17 protein-coding genes and 1 riboswitch are annotated in these 20,526 nt (G+C 74.4%); of the genes, 9 read left to right on the forward strand and 8 right to left on the reverse strand.

What is annotated here, in order from left to right:
- Positions 1-90: 90 nt before the first annotated feature.
- Positions 91-489, reverse strand: coding sequence for a hypothetical protein (locus ABZW14_RS22305; protein WP_355349623.1), 399 nt, complete (start codon positions 487-489; stop codon positions 91-93).
- 424 nt (positions 490-913) lie between these two features.
- On the opposite strand from ABZW14_RS22305, the gene ABZW14_RS22310 reads away from it, so the two are divergent.
- Together ABZW14_RS22310 and ABZW14_RS22315 are read left to right on the forward strand one after the other, a co-directional pair.
- Positions 914-1,273, forward strand: a complete 360-nt coding sequence (locus tag ABZW14_RS22310; protein ID WP_355349626.1) for an STAS domain-containing protein — start codon at positions 914-916, stop codon at positions 1,271-1,273.
- Positions 1,274-1,401: 128 nt separating this feature from the next.
- A complete protein-coding gene (locus ABZW14_RS22315) occupies positions 1,402-1,854 on the forward strand; it encodes an SRPBCC family protein (RefSeq protein WP_355349629.1) in 453 nt (150 codons plus the stop codon).
- Between the two features lies 1 nt (position 1,855).
- Here ABZW14_RS22315 and ABZW14_RS22320 read toward each other — a convergent pair whose 3' ends face one another.
- The 5 genes from ABZW14_RS22320 to ABZW14_RS22340 all read right to left on the reverse strand — a co-directional run bounded on the left by ABZW14_RS22320 (position 1,856) and on the right by ABZW14_RS22340 (position 7,979).
- A complete protein-coding gene (locus ABZW14_RS22320; protein ID WP_355349632.1) occupies positions 1,856-2,365 on the reverse strand; it encodes a hypothetical protein in 510 nt (169 codons plus the stop codon).
- Between the two features lie 95 nt (positions 2,366-2,460).
- Positions 2,461-3,528, reverse strand: coding sequence for a hypothetical protein (locus ABZW14_RS22325; protein ID WP_355349634.1), 1,068 nt, complete (start codon positions 3,526-3,528; stop codon positions 2,461-2,463).
- A 4-nt stretch (positions 3,529-3,532) separates the two neighbouring features.
- Positions 3,533-3,664, reverse strand: a riboswitch (cyclic di-AMP (ydaO/yuaA leader).
- Positions 3,665-3,807: 143 nt separating this feature from the next.
- On the reverse strand, positions 3,808-4,722 hold the full coding sequence (locus ABZW14_RS22330; protein WP_355349637.1) for a cation diffusion facilitator family transporter: 915 nt from the start codon (positions 4,720-4,722) through the stop codon (positions 3,808-3,810).
- A 91-nt stretch (positions 4,723-4,813) separates the two neighbouring features.
- On the reverse strand, positions 4,814-6,928 hold the full coding sequence (locus ABZW14_RS22335; RefSeq protein WP_355349639.1) for an AAA family ATPase: 2,115 nt from the start codon (positions 6,926-6,928) through the stop codon (positions 4,814-4,816).
- Positions 6,929-7,037: 109 nt separating this feature from the next.
- Positions 7,038-7,979 (reverse strand): alpha/beta hydrolase, encoded by a 942-nt coding sequence (locus ABZW14_RS22340; protein WP_355349642.1) that lies wholly within the window; start codon positions 7,977-7,979, stop codon positions 7,038-7,040.
- 150 nt (positions 7,980-8,129) lie between these two features.
- On the opposite strand from ABZW14_RS22340, the gene ABZW14_RS22345 reads away from it, so the two are divergent.
- Complete coding sequence (locus tag ABZW14_RS22345; protein ID WP_355349645.1) at positions 8,130-8,741, forward strand: carbonic anhydrase; 612 nt, start codon at positions 8,130-8,132, stop codon at positions 8,739-8,741.
- Positions 8,742-8,804: 63 nt separating this feature from the next.
- Here ABZW14_RS22345 and ABZW14_RS22350 read toward each other — a convergent pair whose 3' ends face one another.
- On the reverse strand, positions 8,805-9,134 hold the full coding sequence (locus ABZW14_RS22350; RefSeq protein WP_151463449.1) for a hypothetical protein: 330 nt from the start codon (positions 9,132-9,134) through the stop codon (positions 8,805-8,807).
- 329 nt (positions 9,135-9,463) lie between these two features.
- Between ABZW14_RS22350 and ABZW14_RS22355 the strand changes: the two genes are divergently transcribed.
- From ABZW14_RS22355 to ABZW14_RS22370, 4 genes are all read left to right on the forward strand, one after another.
- The gene (locus ABZW14_RS22355; protein ID WP_355349649.1) at positions 9,464-9,955 is read left to right on the forward strand and encodes a DUF3145 domain-containing protein; all 492 of its coding nucleotides are present in this window, start codon (positions 9,464-9,466) and stop codon (positions 9,953-9,955) included.
- A gap of 25 nt (positions 9,956-9,980) precedes the next feature.
- Positions 9,981-11,711 (forward strand): glycoside hydrolase family 3 protein, encoded by a 1,731-nt coding sequence (locus tag ABZW14_RS22360; protein WP_355349652.1) that lies wholly within the window; start codon positions 9,981-9,983, stop codon positions 11,709-11,711.
- A gap of 94 nt (positions 11,712-11,805) precedes the next feature.
- On the forward strand, positions 11,806-12,783 hold the full coding sequence (locus tag ABZW14_RS22365) for a glycosyltransferase family 2 protein (RefSeq protein ID WP_355349654.1): 978 nt from the start codon (positions 11,806-11,808) through the stop codon (positions 12,781-12,783).
- The gene (locus tag ABZW14_RS22370) at positions 12,780-15,056 is read left to right on the forward strand and encodes a DUF2298 domain-containing protein (RefSeq protein WP_355349657.1); all 2,277 of its coding nucleotides are present in this window, start codon (positions 12,780-12,782) and stop codon (positions 15,054-15,056) included. The genes ABZW14_RS22365 and ABZW14_RS22370 overlap by 4 nt, the downstream gene beginning before the upstream one ends.
- Positions 15,057-15,101: 45 nt before the next feature.
- On the opposite strand, the gene ABZW14_RS22375 is transcribed toward ABZW14_RS22370, so the two are convergent.
- Positions 15,102-17,792 carry a sugar-binding protein gene (locus ABZW14_RS22375; RefSeq protein WP_355349660.1) on the reverse strand — a complete coding sequence of 897 codons (2,691 nt, stop codon included), beginning with the start codon at positions 17,790-17,792 and terminating at the stop codon, positions 15,102-15,104.
- Between the two features lie 421 nt (positions 17,793-18,213).
- Between ABZW14_RS22375 and ABZW14_RS22380 the strand changes: the two genes are divergently transcribed.
- Both ABZW14_RS22380 and ABZW14_RS22385 read left to right on the forward strand, forming a co-directional pair.
- Complete coding sequence (locus ABZW14_RS22380; protein WP_355349663.1) at positions 18,214-19,377, forward strand: ROK family protein; 1,164 nt, start codon at positions 18,214-18,216, stop codon at positions 19,375-19,377.
- 51 nt (positions 19,378-19,428) lie between these two features.
- Entirely contained in the window at positions 19,429-20,475 is a 1,047-nt protein-coding gene (locus ABZW14_RS22385; protein WP_355349666.1) for an extracellular solute-binding protein, read from the forward strand.
- Positions 20,476-20,526: the final 51 nt, after the last annotated feature.

Below are 20,526 nucleotides of genomic sequence, written 5' to 3' on the forward strand. Positions count from 1 at the left end.
GGCATCAGCCGCCAGCGCGTCAACGTCATCACGAACGCCAAGGGATTCCCCGACCCGGTCGCCGTTCTCCAGATGGGCAAGGTCTGGCGCTCAGCCGTCGAGGCCGGCGGGGGAGTTGGGGCGGTCCACGTCGACGAACTCGATCTCGTCGACCTCCCGGCTGCCGGCGGCCCGCGCGGCGGTGCCGGCGGCCCAGCCGATCGCCGCCCCGGCCAGCGCCGCGGCGATCAGCAGCGTCCAGGGCAGCGCCGGCCGGCGGCCGGCGAGCGCATCGAAGGCGAGGCCGGCCCGGCGGCGGGCCTCCTCGGCGGCGGAGCCGACGAGGTCGGTGGCGTCGTCGGCGAAGCCGGAGGAGTTGCGGCGGGCCGACCGGGCGGCGTCCCGGACGCTGTCGCCGGCCGAGCCGACGGCGGAGAGCAGGTGCTGCCACGCCTGGTCGGCGACCCGCTCGGGCTTGCTGCGGCGGTCCAGCAGGGTGGATCCGAACATCGTGTTACCTCCTCGGGGTGCCGAAGTCCGTCGGCCAGTTCGGACTCCGGTGTCATCCGGCGCGTGACGGTTCGCTCACCGGGGCAGTGCCCCGGCCGGACCCGGCGCAAACCATCATGTCCGGGCCGGTCGGCGCGCCGCCGGACGAACCGCCCGAACGCGCCGGGGCGGGATGCCCCCCGGGAGTGCGCCGGCCCGCTACCCTGGATCGGCGGATCGGCCGGGGCCAGCCCGGCCGGTCGACCGGTCGGGCCCCGCGCCGCGGGGAAAATAGGAGCCCGAAGGTCCGGATAGGGATGCCCAGGTGTGCCCAGTGCGCGAATTGCCCATCCCGAGGGGTGGCGACCGAGGCCGTCGGAGGAATACTCTCGGTCGCGGCCCGCGTACTGATGAGGCGCCCGTACGGGCGAGTGGAGGTGCTCGCGTGAGCCTGTCGATCGTGAAGTCGGTGCTGCCGGGTGGTGTGGTCCAGATCGCCCCGCGAGGGGAGATCGACGTCGACACCGCGTACGAGGTGCGGGAAGCGATCGCCGAGGTGCTCGCCAAGGGCCGCCCCTCCCGGATCGAGCTCAACATGCGGCTCGTCACCTTCATCGACTCCGTCGGCATCAGCGCCATGGTCGCCGGCTTCCAGACCTGCGAGGTCAGCGGCGTCAAGCTGGTCGTCACCGAGCCGAGCCGGTTCGTGCACCGTCAGCTCTGGGTGACCGGCCTCCTGGGCCTGTTCGGCGCGCCCGAGCCCTGGTTCGCCGACACCACCCCCGAGGTGCTTCCGGGCGCCTGATCGCCCCACCCCCGCTGCTCCGACTTCCGGCCGCCGACCTGCGTCGCGGCCTGGGACTTTCGACCCGTTGCCAGCCCGGCTCCGGTACGGGACGATCGTGCGGACCCACGACGGCGAAGGGGTGCCGCTTGCTCAGTAGCGACAGCTTCAGCTACACCGTGCAGGCCCGGTGCACGAGGGCGCACGCGGTGGCCCTGCTCGGCGACCTGAGCCGGCAGGGCGAGCTGCATCCGCTGATCGTGCGGGTCCGCCAACTGCCGCCCCGGCCGGGCGCGCTGGCGAGCTACGCGATCACCGACCGGTTGGCGCTCGGCCCGCTGCATTTCCCGGTGACCTATCAGGCGGACGTGCTGATCGCCAACGAGGACGAGGTCGTGACCGTGGCCCGGCAGCAGCCGGCCACCACGGTGCGCAACCACACCCGGCTGCGCGACGAGCCGGACGGGGTGGTGCGCATCGACGTGGAGATCACCCTGTCCGCGCCGGCGCCGCTGTTCGGCTACGCCTTCCGGCAGGCCCGGGCGGCCCACCTCGGCCTGGCCAGCCGGCTCGGCGCCACCCTGGAGGGGCGGATCACGTGAGTCACCCCCGCCGGCCGGCGGGCACCGCTCGCCGCGCCGCCGGGCTAGCCGGCCGGAGCCGTCCCCACGGCTTGTACGTGGACAGCACCGTGACCACGAGCAGCAGCGTGCTGGATACGGTCGGCGCGACCACCAGGTCGACCCGCAGGTGGGTGTCGGCCGCCGCGGCCAGCGCACCGAGGTGCCGGACCCGCGGGGTGAGCAGGAGCAGCACCAGCGTGAGCACGACGGTGGTGACGGCGAACTTGACCAGCACCCAGCGCCAGCGCAGCAGCCCCCACGGGGTGAGCAGCGCGCTGGCCAGCCCGACCAGCCAGACGAGCACGCTCAGCGGGGCGAACAGCCAGGTGACCAGCAGCGCGGCCGCCGGGTAGACCACCTCGGGGTCGGCCCCGCGCAGCCCGGCCACGCCGAGGGTCAGCAGCACCAGGTCGGCGCCGAGCCACCCCAGTGAGGTGACCAGGTGCAGGGTGAGCAGGGCCTTGCGTCCGGTGGGGGAGAGTCGAGTCATGCCCCGATGCTCGGCCGTCGGCGGCGCCGCGTCGTGGGCCGCGCGGCGACACCCGGTGTACGTCGTGGGGCGTAGCCCGGGTGCCGCCGGCGCGATCAGTACACCGACAGGTGCACGTGGTTCGTGTGGTCGCTCGACGGGTCGCCGTTGCCCCCGCTGTACGCCTTCCAGCCGCTGCTGGGCAGCCAGATCTGTTTGAACCAGATCACGTAGAGCACGGCGAGCGCGTCGGAGTTGCGGATGAAGTAGGCGGCCAGGTTGTTGCCGTACGTCTTGTCGCCGCCGGTGGCCACGCCCCCGAAGCCGTCCTTCTGGGCGGCGAAGTCGCACGCCCGTCCCTTCGGGTGCTCGCCGGAGCCACTGGGCCGGTGGCAGGAGACGTAGCGGGTGAAGCCGGCCGCCTTGGCCTGCTGGAGCGCGTGCAGCGTGCGCGGGGTGATGCAGCCGTCGGCCGGTGTCGGGTCGTCGACGCTGCACGACTCGGGTGGCCAGGAACCGTCGGCGTTGCGCTTGGCCGGCGTGGCGTTCGCCGACGAGGTGCCCTGCACGCTGCCGCCGCCGCTGCTGGAGGCGCGGTCGTTGGCCACCTCCAGGGCGCGTTCGGCCTGCTGCTTGCGCTTGGCCATCACCGCGACCTGCTTGCGCTGTTCCTGGATCTCACCGGTGAGCGCGGCCTGCGTACGGGTGGCCTCGTCCCGGGTGTCGATGAGGTCGCGCAGCGCCCGGTCCTCGTGCGCGGCCACCTGCTCCAGGGCCGCCGCGCGGTCCATGAAGCCCTCCGGGCTGCTGCTGCCGAGCAGCGCCGCGGCGGTGCCGAGCCGCCCGGCCCGGTAGGCCACCCCGGCGATCTCACCGACCTTGGCGTCGCGGACGGTCAACTCGGCGTTGATCGTCTTGAGCTGGGCACTGAGCTGCTTCTGCCGGGTCACCGAGCGGTTCAACGCGGTGCGCGCGTCGAGCCAGCCCTTGCTGGCCGCGTCGAGCTGGGCGCGCAGCGCCGGGGTGCCGCCCTCGTCGTCGCCGGGTGCGGCGGCGAGCAGGCCGGTCGGTGCGCCCGCCGAGGCGGGGGAGACCGGCGTGGTCACGACGCCGAGGGCGAGCGTCGCGACGAGCAGGGCCGCCAACCGGGCGACCGTCCGTCGTACAGGTGCCACTGGGGGCATTCACGTGTCCTTCCGTCAACCGCCGACCGGGTTAGCTGACGGGTTCGGGACGGAAGATCCCTACCGCTGACGCGGATGCACCCCACGAACGTGGTTCCCCGGCTCGCCCCTGCGGGCGATTAGGCGCTGGCCGCCGCAGGCGCCGGTGGGCGCCGCCCGGCGGAGGCCGCGGTCGAGCCTACCGGCGCTGTGCCGGGCCGGCTCCGCTGGTGGGGGCCGGTGTCCCGGTCAAAACCGGCACAAGTGCACAATAGCCACTTGGATTTAAGATTGCCCTAATTACCACTCGACCGCGCCACAGGCTCCCGGCGACGCTCCGGGTTCGATCTGCAACGTCGCGTGGTCGATCGAGAAGTCCTCGTGCAGGGCGGTCCGGGCGGCGGTCAGCACCTCGCCGACCTCGGCGCCCGGGGTCATGGTGAGGTGCGCCGAGGCCACGTCCATGCCCGAGGTGAGGGTCCAGACGTGCAGATCGTGCACCTCGGCGACGCCCGGCACCGCGGCCAGCCGGTCGTGCACGGCGGTCACCTGGAGGTGCTCGGGGGCGGCCTGCACCAGGATGCGGACGGCGGCGCGGCCGAGCCGCCAGGTGCGCGGCAGGATGAACAGGCCGATCGCCACGGCGACCAGCGGGTCGGCCCACCACCAGTCGGTGAGCGCGATGACCACGGCGGCGACGATCACGCCGATCGACCCGAGCAGGTCGCCCAGCACCTCCAGGTAGGCCCCGCGCAGGTTGATGCTCTCCTCGGCGCCGGGGCGCAGCAGCGCGAACGCCGCGATGTTGGCGAGCAGGCCGAGCACCGCCACGGCGAGCATCGGCCCGGCCAGCACCTCCGGCGGCTCGCCGAACCGGCGTACCGCCTCGACCAGGACGTAGACGGCCACGGCGCCGAGCAGCACCGCGTTGGCCAGTGCGGCCAGCACCTCGAGCCGGTAGAGCCCGAAGGTGCGCTGCGGGTCGGTGTCGGCGTGCCGGGTGGCCGTGATCGCGGCGAGCGCCATGCCGATGCCGAGGACGTCGGTGAACATGTGCCCGGCGTCGGAGAGCAGGGCCAGCGAGCCGGTGGCGAACGCGGCCACCGCCTCGACCACCATCAGGGCGCTGAGCAGCGCGAACGCGGCCCAGAGCCGGCCCCGGTGACGCTGCGCCGCGTTGGCCACCGTGCCGCTGTGGTCATGACCTGCGCCCACGCCCACACCCTCTCGTCCGCCGCACCGGCTGGGCTCAATCTATGCTCACATCGCTATGTATGCAAGTGAACCCGGATCGCGGCGCCCGGCGTCAGCCGACCGGGTCGAGCGTGGTGAGCCGCTGGGTGGCCCGGGAGAGCGCCACGTAGAGGGTGCGCACGCCCGACCCCGGATCGGCCCGGATCTCGCTCGGTGCGACGAGCACCACCCCGTCGTACTCCATGCCCTTGGCCTGGAGGCTGGTGACCACCTGGAGCCGGCCGCCCAGGTCGCCCAGCCAGCCGGCCACCTCGTCCCGGCGCGGCACCGGCGTGATGACGCCGACCGTGCCCTCGACCTCGGCCAGCAGCGCGCGGGCCGCCGCCGCCGTGGCGGCCGGCAGGTCGGTCGCGGGCACGGTGCGCTCGACCGGCGCCACGCCGGTGGACCGGACCGCCGTGGGCAACGCGAGATCGGGGTGGACGCGGTGGATCTCCGCGGCCGCCACCGCGAAGATCTCCGCCGAGTTGCGGTAGTTGGTGGTCAGCTCGTACCGGTAGCGGCGGCGCCGGCCCAGCGCCTGATCACGGGCCCGCGCCAGCTCCTGCGGGTCGCCGGTCCAGGCGGTCTGCGCCGGGTCGCCCACCACCGTCCAGGAGGCCAGCCGGCCGCGCCGGCCGATCATCCGCCACTGCATCGGCGAGACGTCCTGCGACTCGTCGACCACCACGTGGGCGTAGTCGCGGTAGTCCTCCGGGCGCTCCCGGGCGGCGGCCCGGGCGGCCCGCTGCCGGTCCGCGGCCGTGCTCAGCTCGCGGACGCCGCCGGCCAGCTGGAACGGGTCCCGCTTCGGCTTCGCCCGCCGCACCGGCTGGCCGAGCAGTGCGTCCAGCTCGTCCAGCAGCGCCACGTCGGCGATGGTCGGCCCCTCGCCGGCCAGGCTCCGGTACGCCCCGGTCAGCAGCCGGATCTCGGCACCGGACAGGACGCCGCCGGCGTACCGCCGCAGGCGCTCCGGGCGGGCCAGCCAGCCCAGCACGTGGCGCGGGTGCAGCCGCGGCCACCAGGCCTTGAGGAACTCCCGGAACTCCGGCCGCTCGATGATCTCGTCCTCGAACGCGGGCTGCTCCGGAAGCCGGCCGATCCGCAGCGTGCGGGCCTGCGCCCAGAGCGCGGCGAGGACCGCGTCGAAGGCCGCCCGGCGCACCTCGTTGCGGCGCGCGCCCCGGGACAGGGTCCGGTCCCGGATTCCGTCCAGCTCGGCCCGCTCCAGCCGCAGCAGCTCACCCCGGTAGAGCAGGCGCAGCTCGGTGGGGGAGTCGGGCACCGCGTCCCGGACCGCCCGCTCCAGCACTCGGCGCATCCGCAGCGAGCCCTTCACGGCCGCCACCTCGGGCGGGTCGGTCCGGGTCGCCGACACGCCGGGAAAGAGCGAGCCGAGGGAGTGCAGGGTTGCCGTCTCCTCGCCGAGCGAGGGGAGCACCGAGGCGATGTACTGGACGAACACGCTCGACGGGCCGACCACCAGGATGCCGCCGCCGGCGTAGCGGGCGCGGTCGGAATAGAGCAGGTACGCGGCCCGGTGCAGGGCGACGGCCGTCTTGCCGGTGCCCGGGCCGCCCGAGACGATCGTGACCCCGTTGCCCGGAGAGCGGATCGCCTCGTCCTGCTCGCGCTGGATGGTGGCGACGATGTCCCGCATGCCGTGGCCGGTGGCCCGGGACAGGGTCGCCAGCAGCGCTCCGTCGCCGACCACCGCCATGTCCGGCGGCGCCGACTCCGGATCCAGCAGGTCGTCCTCGATCCGGGTGACCTTCTCCGCCGACGACTGGATCGTGCGCCGCCGCACCACGCCCTGCGGCTCGGCCGGAGTGGCCTGGTAGAACGCCGCCGCGGCCGGCGCCCGCCAGTCCACCACCAGGGTCTCGGCGTCCTCCCCGCGCACGCCGAGCCGCCCCACGTGCAGCACCTGCCCGGTACGCAGGTCCAGCCGCCCGAAGACCAGCCCCTCGTGCTCGGCGTCCAGCACGTGCCGGCGCTGCGCGGCGTGGAAGACCATGGCGTCCCGCTCGACCAGCGCGCCGAAGTTGCCGACCCGGGCCAGCCGGTAGCCCTCCCGCTCGGCGTCGGCGGCCGACCGACGCAGTTCGGCCAGCCGGGCGTACACCCGGTCGAGATGCCGTTGTTCGACGGCGATCTCCCGTTCCAGGGTGGTCTGGTCGCTCAACGCGGGGGCTCCTGTGGTCAGACGGCGGGCTGAATGAGGGTACGGGCCGCTCACCCGGCCCGTGTCGGGGCCATGCCGCTGCCCGCCGCCCGCCCGTGCGGGTTGCCCGTTATCCGGGCGTTCCCACCCGCTGCCCGGACGTGCCCGCGTCCGTCCCCGTGAGCACCTGGTGCAGCACCCCGGCGACGGCCGTGGTCACCTCGTCGGGGCGTTCCATCATGAGCATGTGACCGGCGCCCGGGCACACGGTCAGCTCGGTGGTGGGCAGCGCCGCGGCGATCGACTCGGCGCACGGCGGCGGGGTGAGCCGGTCCCGGTCGCCGACCAGGGCGGCGGCCGGCAGCCGGCCGAGTGCCGCGAGGGTGTCCAGCCGGTGCTGGGCTCCGATCGAGGCGCGGAACCCGCCGATCGAGCGCAGCGAGGCGCGCGCCACCGCCGAGGTGACCAGCCGGATGTCGGCGGGGTCGCAGCGGTCGCCGAAGAGCATCCAGCGGATGCTCGGGCGCAGCGCGCGCAGCAGCGCGTGCGGCGGGCGCCAGGCGCCGCAGCGGGCCAGCACCCCGGCGCCGGTGGTCTCGGCGAGCCGGATCAACCGGGCGATCCGGGGGGAGAGCCCGTAGACGGTGTGGGTGTGCCCCTCGGCGGTGGTCGAGACGAAGACCAGGCCGGCCACCCGGCCGGCGAACCGGTCGGGGTGGCGGTGGGCGTACTCCATCACGGTCATTCCGCCCATCGAGTGCCCGGCCAGCACGATGGGGCCGGACGGGACGAGCTGGTCGACCACGGCGGCCAGGTCGTCGCCGAGCTGGGCCAGGGTGGCGGTGCGCAGCGCCATGCAGCTCGACCGGCCGTGCCCGCGGGCGTCGTAGGTGAGCACCCGGACCCGGTCGCCGAAGCGGTCGCGCAGGCCCGCGAGCTGGTGGTGCCAGCTGCGCCCGTCCAGCGTCCAGCCGTGCAGCAGGATCGCGGTGACCTCGGCGTCGACCGGCCCGGTCGCGGTCACGTGCAGGCGTACGCCGTCGGGAAGCCGCACCTCCAGGTGCTGCGGCACAGTTCCACCTCCCCGGGCCGACCGGTGTCGTGACACCGGAGTGACCCGGCGGTAACACCGGCGTACCCGCCATCACAGCACGGCAACCGGGGTGGTGAGAAGATTCCCAACCCCGCCTCGCGGGGTCGGATCGGCGACCAGGCTGGAGACATGCCGCCCACCCTCGCCGCCCGGACGCCCCGGGCCGCCCTGGCCGAGCTGCTCGCCGGCAACCGGCGCTTCGTGAGCGGGCAGCCGGTGCACGGCCACGACGTCACCGCCGCCGCGGCGGTGGCCTCGGGCGACCAGCAGCCGTACGCCGTGGTGCTGGGCTGCATCGACTCGCGGGTACCGCTGGAGGCGATCTTCGACCAGACGTTCGGCTCGATCTGCGTGATCCGCACCGGCGCGCACGTGCTCGACCGCGCGGTCTGCGGCTCGATCGAGTACGTGGTGGGGCAGCTCGGCGTGCGCCTGGTGATGGTGCTCGGGCACGAGCGCTGTGGCGCCGTGGCCTCGGCGGTCGACGCGCTGCGCACCGGGACGCGACCCGGTGGCGCGCTGGGCTACGTGGTGGACCGGATCGCGCCGGCGGTCCACGAGGTCGGCGTGGACGACCCGGACGCCCACCCGCTCGCCGTCCGCCGGCACGTCCGGCGCACGGTGGCCGCCCTGCGCGCCGACGACCTGCTGGCGGGCCCGGTGGCGGCCGGGCAGGTGGCCGTGGTCGGCGCCCTCTACGACCTGGCCACCGGCGAGGTGGCGCTGCTCCCGGAGGAGTGAGAAGACAGAACCGCCCGCCGGGTGACCCCGGCGGGCGGTTCGTGGTGTCGCGGGTGAGTGCGCTCAGCCCTCGAAGACGCCGGCCTCGACGAGACGCTTCTCGGTCTTGTCCCAGCCGTGGTCCGGGTGGGTGGCGGCGAGAGCGTTGATCTCGGCGCGGACCTTGGCGGCGTGGCCGGCGGCGGCCAGCACGCGGATCTCCTCGACGAAGGCCTCGGAGTCGGTGCGCAGGTGCGCGGTCTTGCCGTTGGTCAGGTTGCGCACGTAGGCGTGCTTGCCGCCGTTGAGCGGGATCAGGTACTTGAACTCGCCCAGCACGCTGAGGGCGCCACCCTGGCCAGCCTGGCCGGCCCGGACTGACGCGCGCGCGGTCTTAGAGGTGTTGCTCGCCACGGAGGTACTCCTTGCAGACGTACGGGAGGACGGAAACCGTCCGGGGGCTGATGTGCGGTTTGACGCCCGGGGTGAGCGTCAGCCCGCGAAGACGTGCGGCGGCACAGAACCGCCCAGAGAACTGTACACGACCTCGACGCCTGGCTGGTCGTCGCGCCGTCAGGGAGCACAACCAGGTCAGCCTCCCGGGTATTTCCCGGTCACCGGCACCGGCGAATTTTCCGATTCGCTGGCGCACCATCCGTCACACAGGTAATTATGTGTTGCAGAGGCCACTCGGGTGACGAGGTCGTAGGGGAAGACGCACCTCGGCTCACCGGGAGGTCACCGTGCCAACGCGTGGCGTCGTATACGTCCACTCGACCCCGCTCGCCGTGTGCTCGCACGTCGAGTGGGCGATCGCGCGCGTCCTCGCCGCGCCGGTCAACCTGCACTGGACGGCCCAGCCCGTCGATCCGGGGGCGCGGCGCGCCGAGTGCGGGTGGACCGGCAGCCCGGGGACGGGCGCCGAGCTGGCTGCTGCCCTCCGGCAGTGGCCCATGATCCGTTTCGAGGTGACCGAGGAGCCCAGCCCCGGAGTCGACGGGGAGCGCTTCATGTACGTCCCGGGGCGCGGCCTGTTCCGGGCCACCGTTGGCGCGGCCGGTGACATCCAGCTCGGCGAGGACCGGCTGCGCACCATCATGGCGTCCGCCCGGGCCCCGGAGGCGCTCGCGCACGCCCTGGACAAGGCCCTCGGCACCGCCTGGGACGCCGAACTGGAGCCCTACCGCTACGCCGGGGACGGCGCGCCCGTGACGCTGCTCACCCGGGTGGGCTGACGGAAGGTCAAGTTGCCCCGATACGGTGGGGCGCGTGTCGATTTCCCCGCGTCGCACCTGCGTCGCGCTCGCCGCACTGACCGCGCTGCTCGTCACCGGGTGTTCGGGTGAGCCCGAACGGCCCCGGCCGGCCCCGTCGAGCCCGGCGCCGGCCCCGTCGTCGGCCGCCCCCGCCCCGACCGGCGCCGACCCGGCCGCCCGGGCGGCCGCCCTGGTGGCGACGCTCTCCGACGAGGATCTCGTCGGCCAGGTGCTGATGCCGTACGCGTACGGCAGCTCGGCCACGAAGGTCTCGCCCGGGTCGGCGGCCGGCAACCGCGCCCTGGCCGGGGTCGACACCCCCGCCGAGATGGTCGCGAAGTACCGCCTCGGCGGCGTGATCCTGGTCGGCTTCAGCGCCGACGACCCCACCTCGGAGAACCAGGCCACCACCAACGTCGACAACCCGAAGCAGGTGCGCGCGCTGACCGACGGGCTGCGCGCCGCCGCCGGCCGGCTGCCCGCCGGCTCCGCCCCCTTCCTGGTCGGCACCGACCAGGAGTACGGCGTGGTCACCCGGATCACCGACGGGGTGACCCTGCTGCCCAGCCCGCTCGCGGCCGGTGCCGCCGGCAACCCGGCGCTGACCGAGGCCGCCTGGCGGGCCGCCGGCGCCGAGCTGGCCGCCATGGGTGTGAACCTGGACTTCGCGCCGGTCGCCGACGTGCTGGCCACCCGCAGCACGGTGATCGGCTCCCGCTCCTTCGGCGCCGACCCGAAGACCGCCTCGGGCCAGGTGGCCGGCGCGGTCCGTGGCCTCCAGGCCGAGGGGGTCGGCGCCGCCGTCAAGCACTTCCCCGGGCACGGCCTCACCGCCGCCGACTCGCACACCGACCTGCCGGTGGTCGGGCAGTCCCGCGCCGTGCTGGACCGCACCGCGTTCCCGCCGTTCCACGCCGGGATCGACGCCGGGGCCATGGCCGTGATGTCCGCGCACCTGGACGTGAAGGCGGTCGACCCGGGCGTCCCGGCCACCTTCTCCCGCAAGCTCCTCACCGACGTGCTCCGCGGCCAGCTCGGCTTCCAGGGCGTGGTGATCACCGACGGGATGAACATGGCGCCGGCCAAGCGGTGGTCGCCTGGGGAGGCCGCGGTCCGGGCGTTGAACGCCGGCAACGACCTCATCCTGATGACTCCGAACGTGGGCCAGGCGTACGACGGGCTGCGCGCCGCGCTCAAGGACGGCTCGCTGCCCCGGACCCGGCTGGTCGAGGCGGTCACCCGGGTGCTGACCATGAAGTTCAAGCTGGCCGACCGGCCGGCGCCGGCCCTGTCGACGCTGGACAGCGCCGCGCACCGCAAGGCCGCCGCCGACCTGGCCGCCGCCGCGGTGACCATGCTGCGCGGCCGCTGCGGCAGCCCGGTGGCCGGTCCGGTCACCGTCACCGCCTCCGGGGGACGGGACCGCACCCGGGCCGCGCTGGCCGAGGCGCTCACCGCCGCCGGGGTGAAGGTGGTGCCGAGCGGCGGCACGGTGGTGCACCTCGTGGGCTACGGCGACGGCAGCAAGGACCTGCGCGCCGACGCGACCGTGACGGTGGCCATGGACACCCCGTACGTGCTGGCCGGGGCGAAGTCACCGACCCTGCTGGCCACCTACTCGTCCACCCGGGCGTCGATGACCGCGCTGGCCGAGGTGCTCGCCGGCAAGGCCCGCCCCACCGGCCGCTCCCCGGTGCAGGTGTCCGGCCTGCCCGCCACCACCTGCGGCACCTGACCGGGGCGATGCCCGGCGAGCGACCCGGTCCCGACCGGCCCGACTGGTAGCGTCGGCCCCGTCCGCCGCCAGGGAGTCCGGGGGGTCGAGTGCCGTGACCGCGCCGCAGCCGGCCCTGTCCGTGGTGGTGCCGATGTTCAACGAGGAGGCCGTCCTCCCGCTGCTCGCGGTCCGGCTGCGCGGCGTGCTGGACGGGCTCGGCGAGGCGTACGAGGTGGTGGCCGTCGACGACGGCAGCACCGACGCCACCCCGGCGGCGCTGGCCGCGCTGCGGGTCGGCTGGCCCGAGCTGCGGGTGCTCCGGCTGCGCCGCAACAGCGGGCACCAGGCCGCCCTGCACGCCGGCCTGCTCCGCGCCCGGGGCGCGTACGTGGTCAGCATCGACGCCGACCTCCAGGACCCGCCCGAGGTGATCGCCGAGCTGCTGCGCCGGGCCCGCGCCGACGCCCTCGACGTGGTCTACGCCGTGCGCGCCGACCGCAGCCGGGACACCCGGTTCAAGCGGTGGAGCGCCGCCGGCTACTACCGCCTGGTCCGGCGGGTGGTCGGCGAGCAGGTCCCCGCTCAGGCCGGCGACTTCCGGCTGCTCAGCCGGGCGGTCGTGGAGGCGCTGCGGGAGCTGCCCGAGCGCGGCCCGGTGCTCCGGCTGGTGGTGCCCTGGCTCGGTTTCCCCAGCGCCGAGGTGACCTACGAGCGGCAGGAACGCGCCGCCGGCCGGACGAAGTACCCGCTGTCCCGGATGGCCGGGCTGGCCGCCGAGAGCGTCACGAGCTTCTCCGCCGCCCCGCTGCGGGTGGCCACCTGGCTGGGGCTGATCGGGGTGGCGGTCTGCGGGGTGCTCGTGGTGGTGGCCGTGCTGGCCTGGTTCGCCGGCGCCACGGTCAGCGGCTGGCCCTCGCTCTACGTGGCGATCCTCTTCCTCGGCGCCGTGCAGCTGCTCTGCCTCGGCCTGCTCGGCGAGTACGTGGCCCGCATCTACACCGCCGTGCAGGGCCGGCCCGCGTACCTGGTGGCCGCCGACAGCGCCACCGCCCGTCCGGATCCCGCCGAGCTGGCCGACAGCCTGCGGTGACCGCCGTCGCCACCGGCGCCGCCCCGGCGGCCGTCGACCCGCGCCGCCGTCCGGCCGCCCTGCGCTTCGCTCCGGCCGTCGCCGGGTACGCCGCCGTGGCCGCCGTGCTGCTCGCCGCAGGCACCCCGGCCGGCGCGATCGCGCGCTGGACGGCGTACGCCGCGCTGGCCGTGCTGCTCCCCGGCACGCTGGTGTTCCGCGCGCTGCGCCGCCGCCCGCACACCCTGGTCGAGGACCTGGCCATGGGCGCGGCCGTCGGCCTGGTGCTGGAGCTGGTCGCGTGGGCCGCGTTCACCGCGGCCGGGTTGCCCGGCTGGCTGCGGCTCTGGCCGCTCGCCGTGGTGGCGCCGTTCGCCGCCGTGCCGCGGCTGCGCCGGCACTGGCGCGTCCGCCACCACACCGTCGTCCCGGCCGGCTGGGCCTGGTCGCTGGCGGGGGTGGTGGCCGGCTTCACCCTCTACCTGTACGGCTCGTTCCTCGCCGTCAACCCGGTGCTGCCCGCCGACGAGGGGCAGGCCCAGTACATCGATCTGGCCTTCCAGCTCTCCATCGCCGGTGCGGCCACCCACCAGATGCCGCCCGAGGTGCCGCAGGTCGCCGGGGAGCCGCTGCACTACCACTGGTTCGGCTTCGCCCACCTGGCCGCCACCAGCCTGGTCAGCGGGGTGGACCTGCCCACGGTGCTGTTCCGGCTCGCCGTGCCCGCGCTCTGCGCGCTCGCCGCCGTGCTGGTGGCCGTTGTGGGCTGGCGGATCACCGGCCGGCCGTACGCCGGGGTGGTGGCCGCCGCGCTGCTGTTCACCGTGGGCGAGTTCGGCTTCGAGAACGGCTGGCGCCAGCTCTTCGGCAGCCAGGCCACCTTCATCGTCTGGGGCAGCCCGTCGATGACGTACAGCTGGGTGCTGCTGCTGCCGCTGATCGCCGCGCTCGGTGAGATCGTCGGGCGGGCCCGCGGGGTGGCCGTGCCCGCGCTGGGCCGCGGCGCCTGGGTGCTGGCGGTCCTCTTCCTGGCCGCCTCGACCGGCGCGAAGGCCAGCACCCTGCCGGTGGTGCTGGCGGCGCTCGGTCTCACCGCCGCGGCGACCCTGATCGTCCGCCGTCGGCTGCCCCGGGGTGTGCTGGTCGCCGCCGGCCTGGCACTGGCCGCGCAGGTGTTCGCCACCGCCATGCTGTTCGCCTTCGAGAGCCACGGGGTGGTCCTGGACCCCTTCTCCGGGCTGCGCCCCTACGTGCCGACCGGCCGGGCGGCCGGGGTGACCGCGCTGTGGTGGGTGCTGGTCGCGGTGGCGTTCCTGCTCAACCTCCAGCTCCGGGTGGCCGGCGCGGCGGCCCTGCTCGGGGTGCGCCGCGGGCGGCTGGAGCCGGTGCAGGTGTTCCTGCTCGGCGGCGCGCTCGCCGGCCCGGCGATCTACCTGCTCGTGGGGCATCCCGGCAGCAGCAACCAGTACTTCACGCGGACCGGGTTCGCGTTCGGGGTGCTGCTGTCCGCCTGGGGCTGGTCCGAGGTGGCCGAGCGGGCCGCCCTCTCCGCCCGGGGCCGGTGGCTGCTGGGCGCGGGCGCCGCCGCGTTCGCCGTGCTGCTCACCGCGGTGCAGCTCGACTCCGCGATCAGCTCGCCGGCCGTGCCCGCGTACGCGCCGGTGCTGCCCCTGCTGCGCTGGGCGGCCGTGCTGACCGTGCCGGTGGTGCTGGTGTTCCTGTGCTGGCCGGCCCTCGCGGGGCGCTGGCCGGGACTGGCCGGCCGGGGCGGGCTCGTGCTGCTCACCGCCGTGCTGACCGCCGGCGCGCCGGGGCTGGTCATGGACGCCGCCGCGACCCGGATCTACCCGAACGGCGGCGCGTACCCGGTGGTGGCGATGCCCGCCTCGCGGGTCGAGGCGGCCCGCTGGGTGCGGGCGCACAGCGCCCCGGGCGACGTGCTCGCCACGAACGTGCACTGCCGGGAGGTGGTGGACGGGTGGTGCGACGCCCGGTCGTTCTGGCTCAGCGGCTACGCCGAGCGGTCGGTGCTGGTCGAGGGGTGGGCGTTCGCGCCCCGGATGGTGGGCCGGCCGGACGGCCCGTACGCGCCGTTCTGGGACGCCGGCCGGCAGCGCGCCAACGACGCGGCCTTCACGGCCCCCAAGGCCGCCGGCCTGGCCGCCCTGCGCGACCGGTACGGCGTCCGCTGGCTGGTGGTGGACCGGCAGGTCGGCACGGAGGCGCCCGCCCTGCGGACGCTGGCCGACCTGCGCTTCGAGAACGGCCGGCTGGCCGTCTACCGCCTGCGGTGAGCGGCAGGGCCCCTCGTCGACGAGGGGCCCTGCCGGTCGTCCGCGTCAGGACAGGGCGAGCCGGCTGGCCACCGCCTTGCCGTCCGCCTCGAACGCGGCCAGTAGCGACGTCGGCGTACCGGCGGTCACCGGCACCACCACGGTCACCGGCGAGCCGGCGGCCAGGGTCACCGTGCGGTCGCCCGTGGGCCGGTCACCGTCCCAGCCGTACAGGTACGCGGTGCCGGCCCGGTCGGCCCGGAGGGTGACCGAGACACCACCGTCCACCGCACGGGCGTCGGTCAGCCGCAGCGCCTCCGCAGGCAGCTGCGGCACGGCCGCCGGGGCGACGCCGTCCGCCGCCGACTGGGCGATGGTCTGCGGGCTGTGCACGCTGCGCGCGGCGGTGTCCGGGAAGACCGGTGCGCTCGGCTGGCGGGCCGCCGGCGCGTACCCGGGCAGGGTGACCAGGCCGTACCGGTACGGGTCGGCCCGTACGCCGGTGAAGGTGGACCAGCCCAGCCGGGACTGGGAGGTGAGGTCCTGGGTGTCCGAGTCGTAGACCAGCACGTTGAAGCCCATCCGGGCCGGGTCGACCGCGTCCGGCAGCACCGCGAACGGGATGCTCGCCTCGATGGTGTAGCCGGTGTACGGCGCGCTGACCTTGCTGACCACGGTCATCCCCGGCGCGGTCGTCGCGCCCGGGCCCTGGCGGTTGTCGGCGTCCCGCTGCCAGCAGGGCGGGTCACCCTTCGCCGGGTCGTCGGTGACCGGGAAGATGCCCGCCTTGAACACGGTGGAGGTGTCCGCCGAGTTCCCCTTCGGGTCGACGATGATCTCCACGCTGTCGGTGCGGCGCTGCCGCTTGCAGTCCTGCGACACCACCTTCTTGCCGAGCACGTCGTCGGTGACCTGCACGTAGACCTTCAGGGCGTCCTCGGTCCAGGCGATCCGCCCGGTCGCCGACGCGTCCTGCGGCGTGGTGGCCTCGCCCTCCCAGATCCGGGAGAGGTCCAGCTCCGGGCCGGGGTACTCGCCGGGGGCGGCGACCCCGTCCACCGCGTGACCGGTCCCGGCGTGCGGCACCTCGCTGGTCGGGACGAGTTCCAGGGCACCGGTCTCGACCGTGCGGCCGGCGGCGCTGGTGGTGGTGATGGTGATCCCGTAGTCGCCGTCCGTGCCACCGGAGTTGGCGGTGGGCAGGGTGGCGTCGGTGTTGGTGACGGTGAAGGTCACCGCGCCGGTCGCGCCGGGGGCCAGGTCGGGGTAGCTCTTCGTGGCGGCGTCGGCGGCGAACCCCTCCGGCAGGCCGAGGGTGACCTCGCCGTGCTGCGCGGTCTCGCCGTGGTTGCGCAGGTCCACCCGGACGGTACGGCTCTGACCGGAGCCGAGGCTGAGCACCGGCTTGATCAGCGTGTCCAGCTGCGGGTAGCCGCTCGCGCCGGCCCAGTCCCGGAAGATGCCCACCTCGGGCAGCGGCTCCAGGGTGCCCCGCACGTCGGCGACCACCCGGACCGCCCGGTCGGTACGCCCGGCGCCCTGACCGGTGGTCAGGGTCGCGCCGACCAGCTGCTGCTGGTTGGTGTCGGCGCCGGCCGGCACGGTGACGGTGAAGGTGGCGGTCCGCTCGGCGCCCGCCGGCACCGCGCCGCGCAGGGCGCCGGAGCCGGTGGCGGTCCAGCCCTCCGGCAGCCGCAGCGCGACCCGGGGCGAGGTCAGGGCCCGGTCGCGGGGCGCCCGGACGTGGGCGGTGACCTCGACGGTCTCGCCGGGGGCGAGGTCGAACCGGTCGGTGGTCAGGTACAGCTCGGTTCCCCGGGGCAGCCCACCGGCAGCGGCCGGAAGCACCGAACCGCGCAGGATCGCCTCCGGCGAGGTGTCCGCCGGGTCGTACGGGACCCGGCTGTCGACGAGGGTGTAGAAGTCGCAGCGGATCTTCGCCGGGTCGGTGGGGGCGGCGGCGGTGCCGGCCCAGCCCTGTGTGACGTAGTCGCGGCGGGCGTCCACCTCGATCTCCGCCCAGGTCTTCCCGGTGCTGCTCGGGGTGCCCTCCCAGACGCCGAAGACCTGGTCGGTCGGCACCGTCGGGACGAAGCTCGTGGCGCACGCCGGGCCGGCCGCCGAGGTGCCGGTGCCACCCGTACGCAGGAACTTCGCCGGCCGGAAGGGCCGCAGGCCCTCCTTCGAGAGCTGCTCGGGGAAGGCGGTCGGGTCGGCGGCGGCGTAGAAGGCCTCGGCGGCGAACCGGGCGGCCTGCTGGTGGTTGCCGTGGTTGCCCGGGGTCGGCGACGGGTTCATCGTCATCACGATCTCCGGGCGGGTCTGCCGGATCACCCGCACGATCTGGGCGAGGGTGTCGTCGTGCCCCCAGATCCGCTCGGACAGCGGCGCGGAGGCGGTGTACCAGAAGTCGACGCGGTCCAGGTTGTACAGGTTCTCCACCCCGGCCTTGCCGATCGCGGTGCGCTCCTCGCGTTCGCGGATGATGCCGAGGGGCGGGCCCTCCTCGAGGCCGACGGCGTTGCCGCCGCCCTCGCCCCGGGTGATGGTCACGACGCCGGCCTTCGCGCCGTAGCGCTCCTTCCACTGGCCCAGGGTGGCGAGGCTGCCCGCCTCGTCGTCCGGGTGGGCACTGACGAAGAGCACGTCGAGGTCGACGGTGTCGGCCGGGCGGGCGGGGGCGGCGAGGGCCGGGCCCGGGACCCCGGAGAGGGCCAGGGCGAGTGCCGTGGGTAGCAGGAACGCCTTGAGTCGCATGCGGATCCTTCCGGCTGTGGCGGGGTCCGGGCAGCGGCCATCGCCGTCGGACGCGGTGCCGCGCCGACGTGGTGGTCGCGTTCGGACAGTGGTGGAGTGAGCGACGGGACGGCGGGCGCCGACGGGCGCACGGGGTCACCGGGTACGCAGCGGCACGGGGTCGCCGTACACACTGGAAGGCCTTCGCCCGGTGACGCTAGGGACCGGCGCGGCGGCCCGTCAATGCTGTGCAAGATCTTTCTTAATTTGCGAAAGAAACTAAGTCGCCATCATGAGCGCTTGTGATCATGCCTCTCGCCGCGGGGCGCTGTCCCGTGGTGACCGGATTCCCCGACATTTCCGCAGCTCATCACCGCCTTGTCAGGCAGCCGAGACGCTTTCGTTACTTGACTAGATAGTTCGTTCGCCGTAGGAAGGAAGTGTGACTGACGTGGTGACGCCACCGACGAGCCCGGTGAGCCGGGAGCGGTCGAAGGAGATCAAGCGGCTCTCCGTGATCTCCGCCGCCCGCCAGGTGCGGCTGCTCTCCCGTGCCGAGCTGACCGAGCTCACCGGGCTGAGCCCGGCCACGCTCACCCCGCTGGTCCGCGACCTCATCGCCGAGGGCTACCTGATCGAACGCGGACCCGGCGCCTCCCGGGCCGGACGGCCGCGGGCCATGCTGGAGTTCAACCCCCGCGCCGAACTGGTCGCGGCCGTCTCCCTGGAGCCGTCCCGGATCAGCTACGAGATCGCCGACAGCGACGGTGCCGTGGTCGCCCACCGGACGGTCCGGCTCACCGGCGACATCGTCGAGCTGATCTGCACGGCGGTGCCCGAGCTCGCCGGTGACGGACTGCCGGCGCTGCGCGGGGTGGCCATCGCCGCACCCGGTGTCTCCTCCGGTGGCGCCGTCCGGCTCGCCCCGTCGGTCGGCCTGCTCGAGGGTCAGCCGATAGGGGAGTCGGTCCAGCGGCGGCTCGGCGTGCCGGTGGTGGTGGACAACGACGTGAACCTGATGGCCGCCGGAGAGCTCGCCGCGGGTGCCGGCACGGACGTCGCCGACCTTCTCCTGCTGCACGTGGCCGACGGCGTCGGCGCCGGCCTGGTGCTGGACGGGCAGGTCCGCCGGGGTGCCGGCGGGGCGGCCGGCGAGGTCGGCTTCCTGCCGCTCGATCCGGCCGACCGGGGCCACGACGGGATCGGCCCGTTCGAGGCCCGCTGGTCGGCGAGCGCCATCGCCGAGCGGGTGGTGTCCCTGGCCCCGGGCCGCCGTCCCGAGTCGCCCGTCCGGGCGCTGGTGGCCCTGGCCGCCGCCGACGACCGGGCCGCCGCCTACCTGGACGAGGTGCTCACCGCCTGGTCCCGGCTCATCGTCTCCTGCGCCTGCGTGGTCGACCCCGGCCGGGTCCTGCTGAGCGGGGCCGCCGCCGAGCTGGACGACGCCGCCGTGGAGCGGCTCCAGGCCCTGGTCTCCGCCGCCGCGCCGAGCCCGACCGAGGTGCGCCGGGCGGTCCTCGGCGACCGGGCGGTGCTGCACGGCGCCGTCAGCTACGCGCTCTCCGCCGCCGCGGCGGGACTGTCCACCCTGCTGCCGCCCCCCTGACCTCTCTCTTCAGAACAACGTAGTTCCCCCCACACCCCTCGGAGGTACCACATGAGACGTCGACTTCTTCTCGCCGGAGCGCTCGCCGCCGTCCTCGCCGCAGGCACGGCCTGTGGTGGTGGCGGCTCGGACGACGCCGCCGCGGGCGGCACCGAGAAGCTGACGATCTACACGGCCCGCGACAAGAAGGTCGCCACCTTCGTCGTCGACAAGTTCACCGCCAAGTACCCCGAGTACAAGGGCAAGGTCGAGGTGCTCAACCTCGGCGCGCAGGAGATCCTGGAGCGGGTCCGGGCCGAGAAGGCCAACCCGCAGGCGGACGTCTGGTGGGGCGGCACCCAGCAGGGGCTGGCCGCCGGGGCCACCGAGGACCTTCTCGCGCCCTGGCAGCCGTCCTTCGCCGGCAAGATGGACGCCAAGTACAAGGACCCCGAGGGTCGCTGGTTCGGCGAGATCCTGCTGCCCGAGGTCATCATGTACAACAACAAGGCCCTCACCCCGGAGCAGGCCCCGAAGGACTGGGACGACCTGCTGAAGCCGGAGTGGAAGGACAAGATCATCATCCGTGACGTGGCGGCCTCCGGCACGATGCGGTCGATCTACGCCTCGATGATCCAGCGGCAGTCGCCGGACGGCAGCAACCCGCAGCCCGGCTACGACTGGCTGAAGAAGCTCGACGCCAACACCGGCGCGTACGCGGCCAACCCGACCGACCTCTACCTGAAGATGTCCCGCCAGCAGGGTGTCCTCAGCGCGTGGAACCTGCAGGACATCCTGCTCCAGGCCAACCAGTCCAACATGCCCTTCGGGTACGTGATGCCGGCCTCCGGCGCCCCGGTCCTGGTCGACGGCCTGGCCGCGGTCAAGGGCGGCAACACCACCGGCGCGCAGAAGTTCATCGAGTTCCTGTTCGACGACTCGCTCCGCGCCGACCTGGCCAAGGACTACTACCAGATCCCGGCCGTGGACATCGCCCAGAAGCCGGAGTGGCTGAACCAGCTCAACCTCAAGCCGCTGGACGTCGACTGGGACGTGATCGGCAAGAACGAGACCGAGTGGATCAACCACTGGAACAGCCAGATCAAGAACAAGGGCTGACCTTCCGGGGTGCCGGGTGCCTGACCGCACCCGGCACCCCGCCGCTCGTAC

Source organism: Micromonospora sp. NPDC004551, from assembly GCF_040609975.1.
GTDB lineage: Bacteria > Actinomycetota > Actinomycetes > Mycobacteriales > Micromonosporaceae > Micromonospora.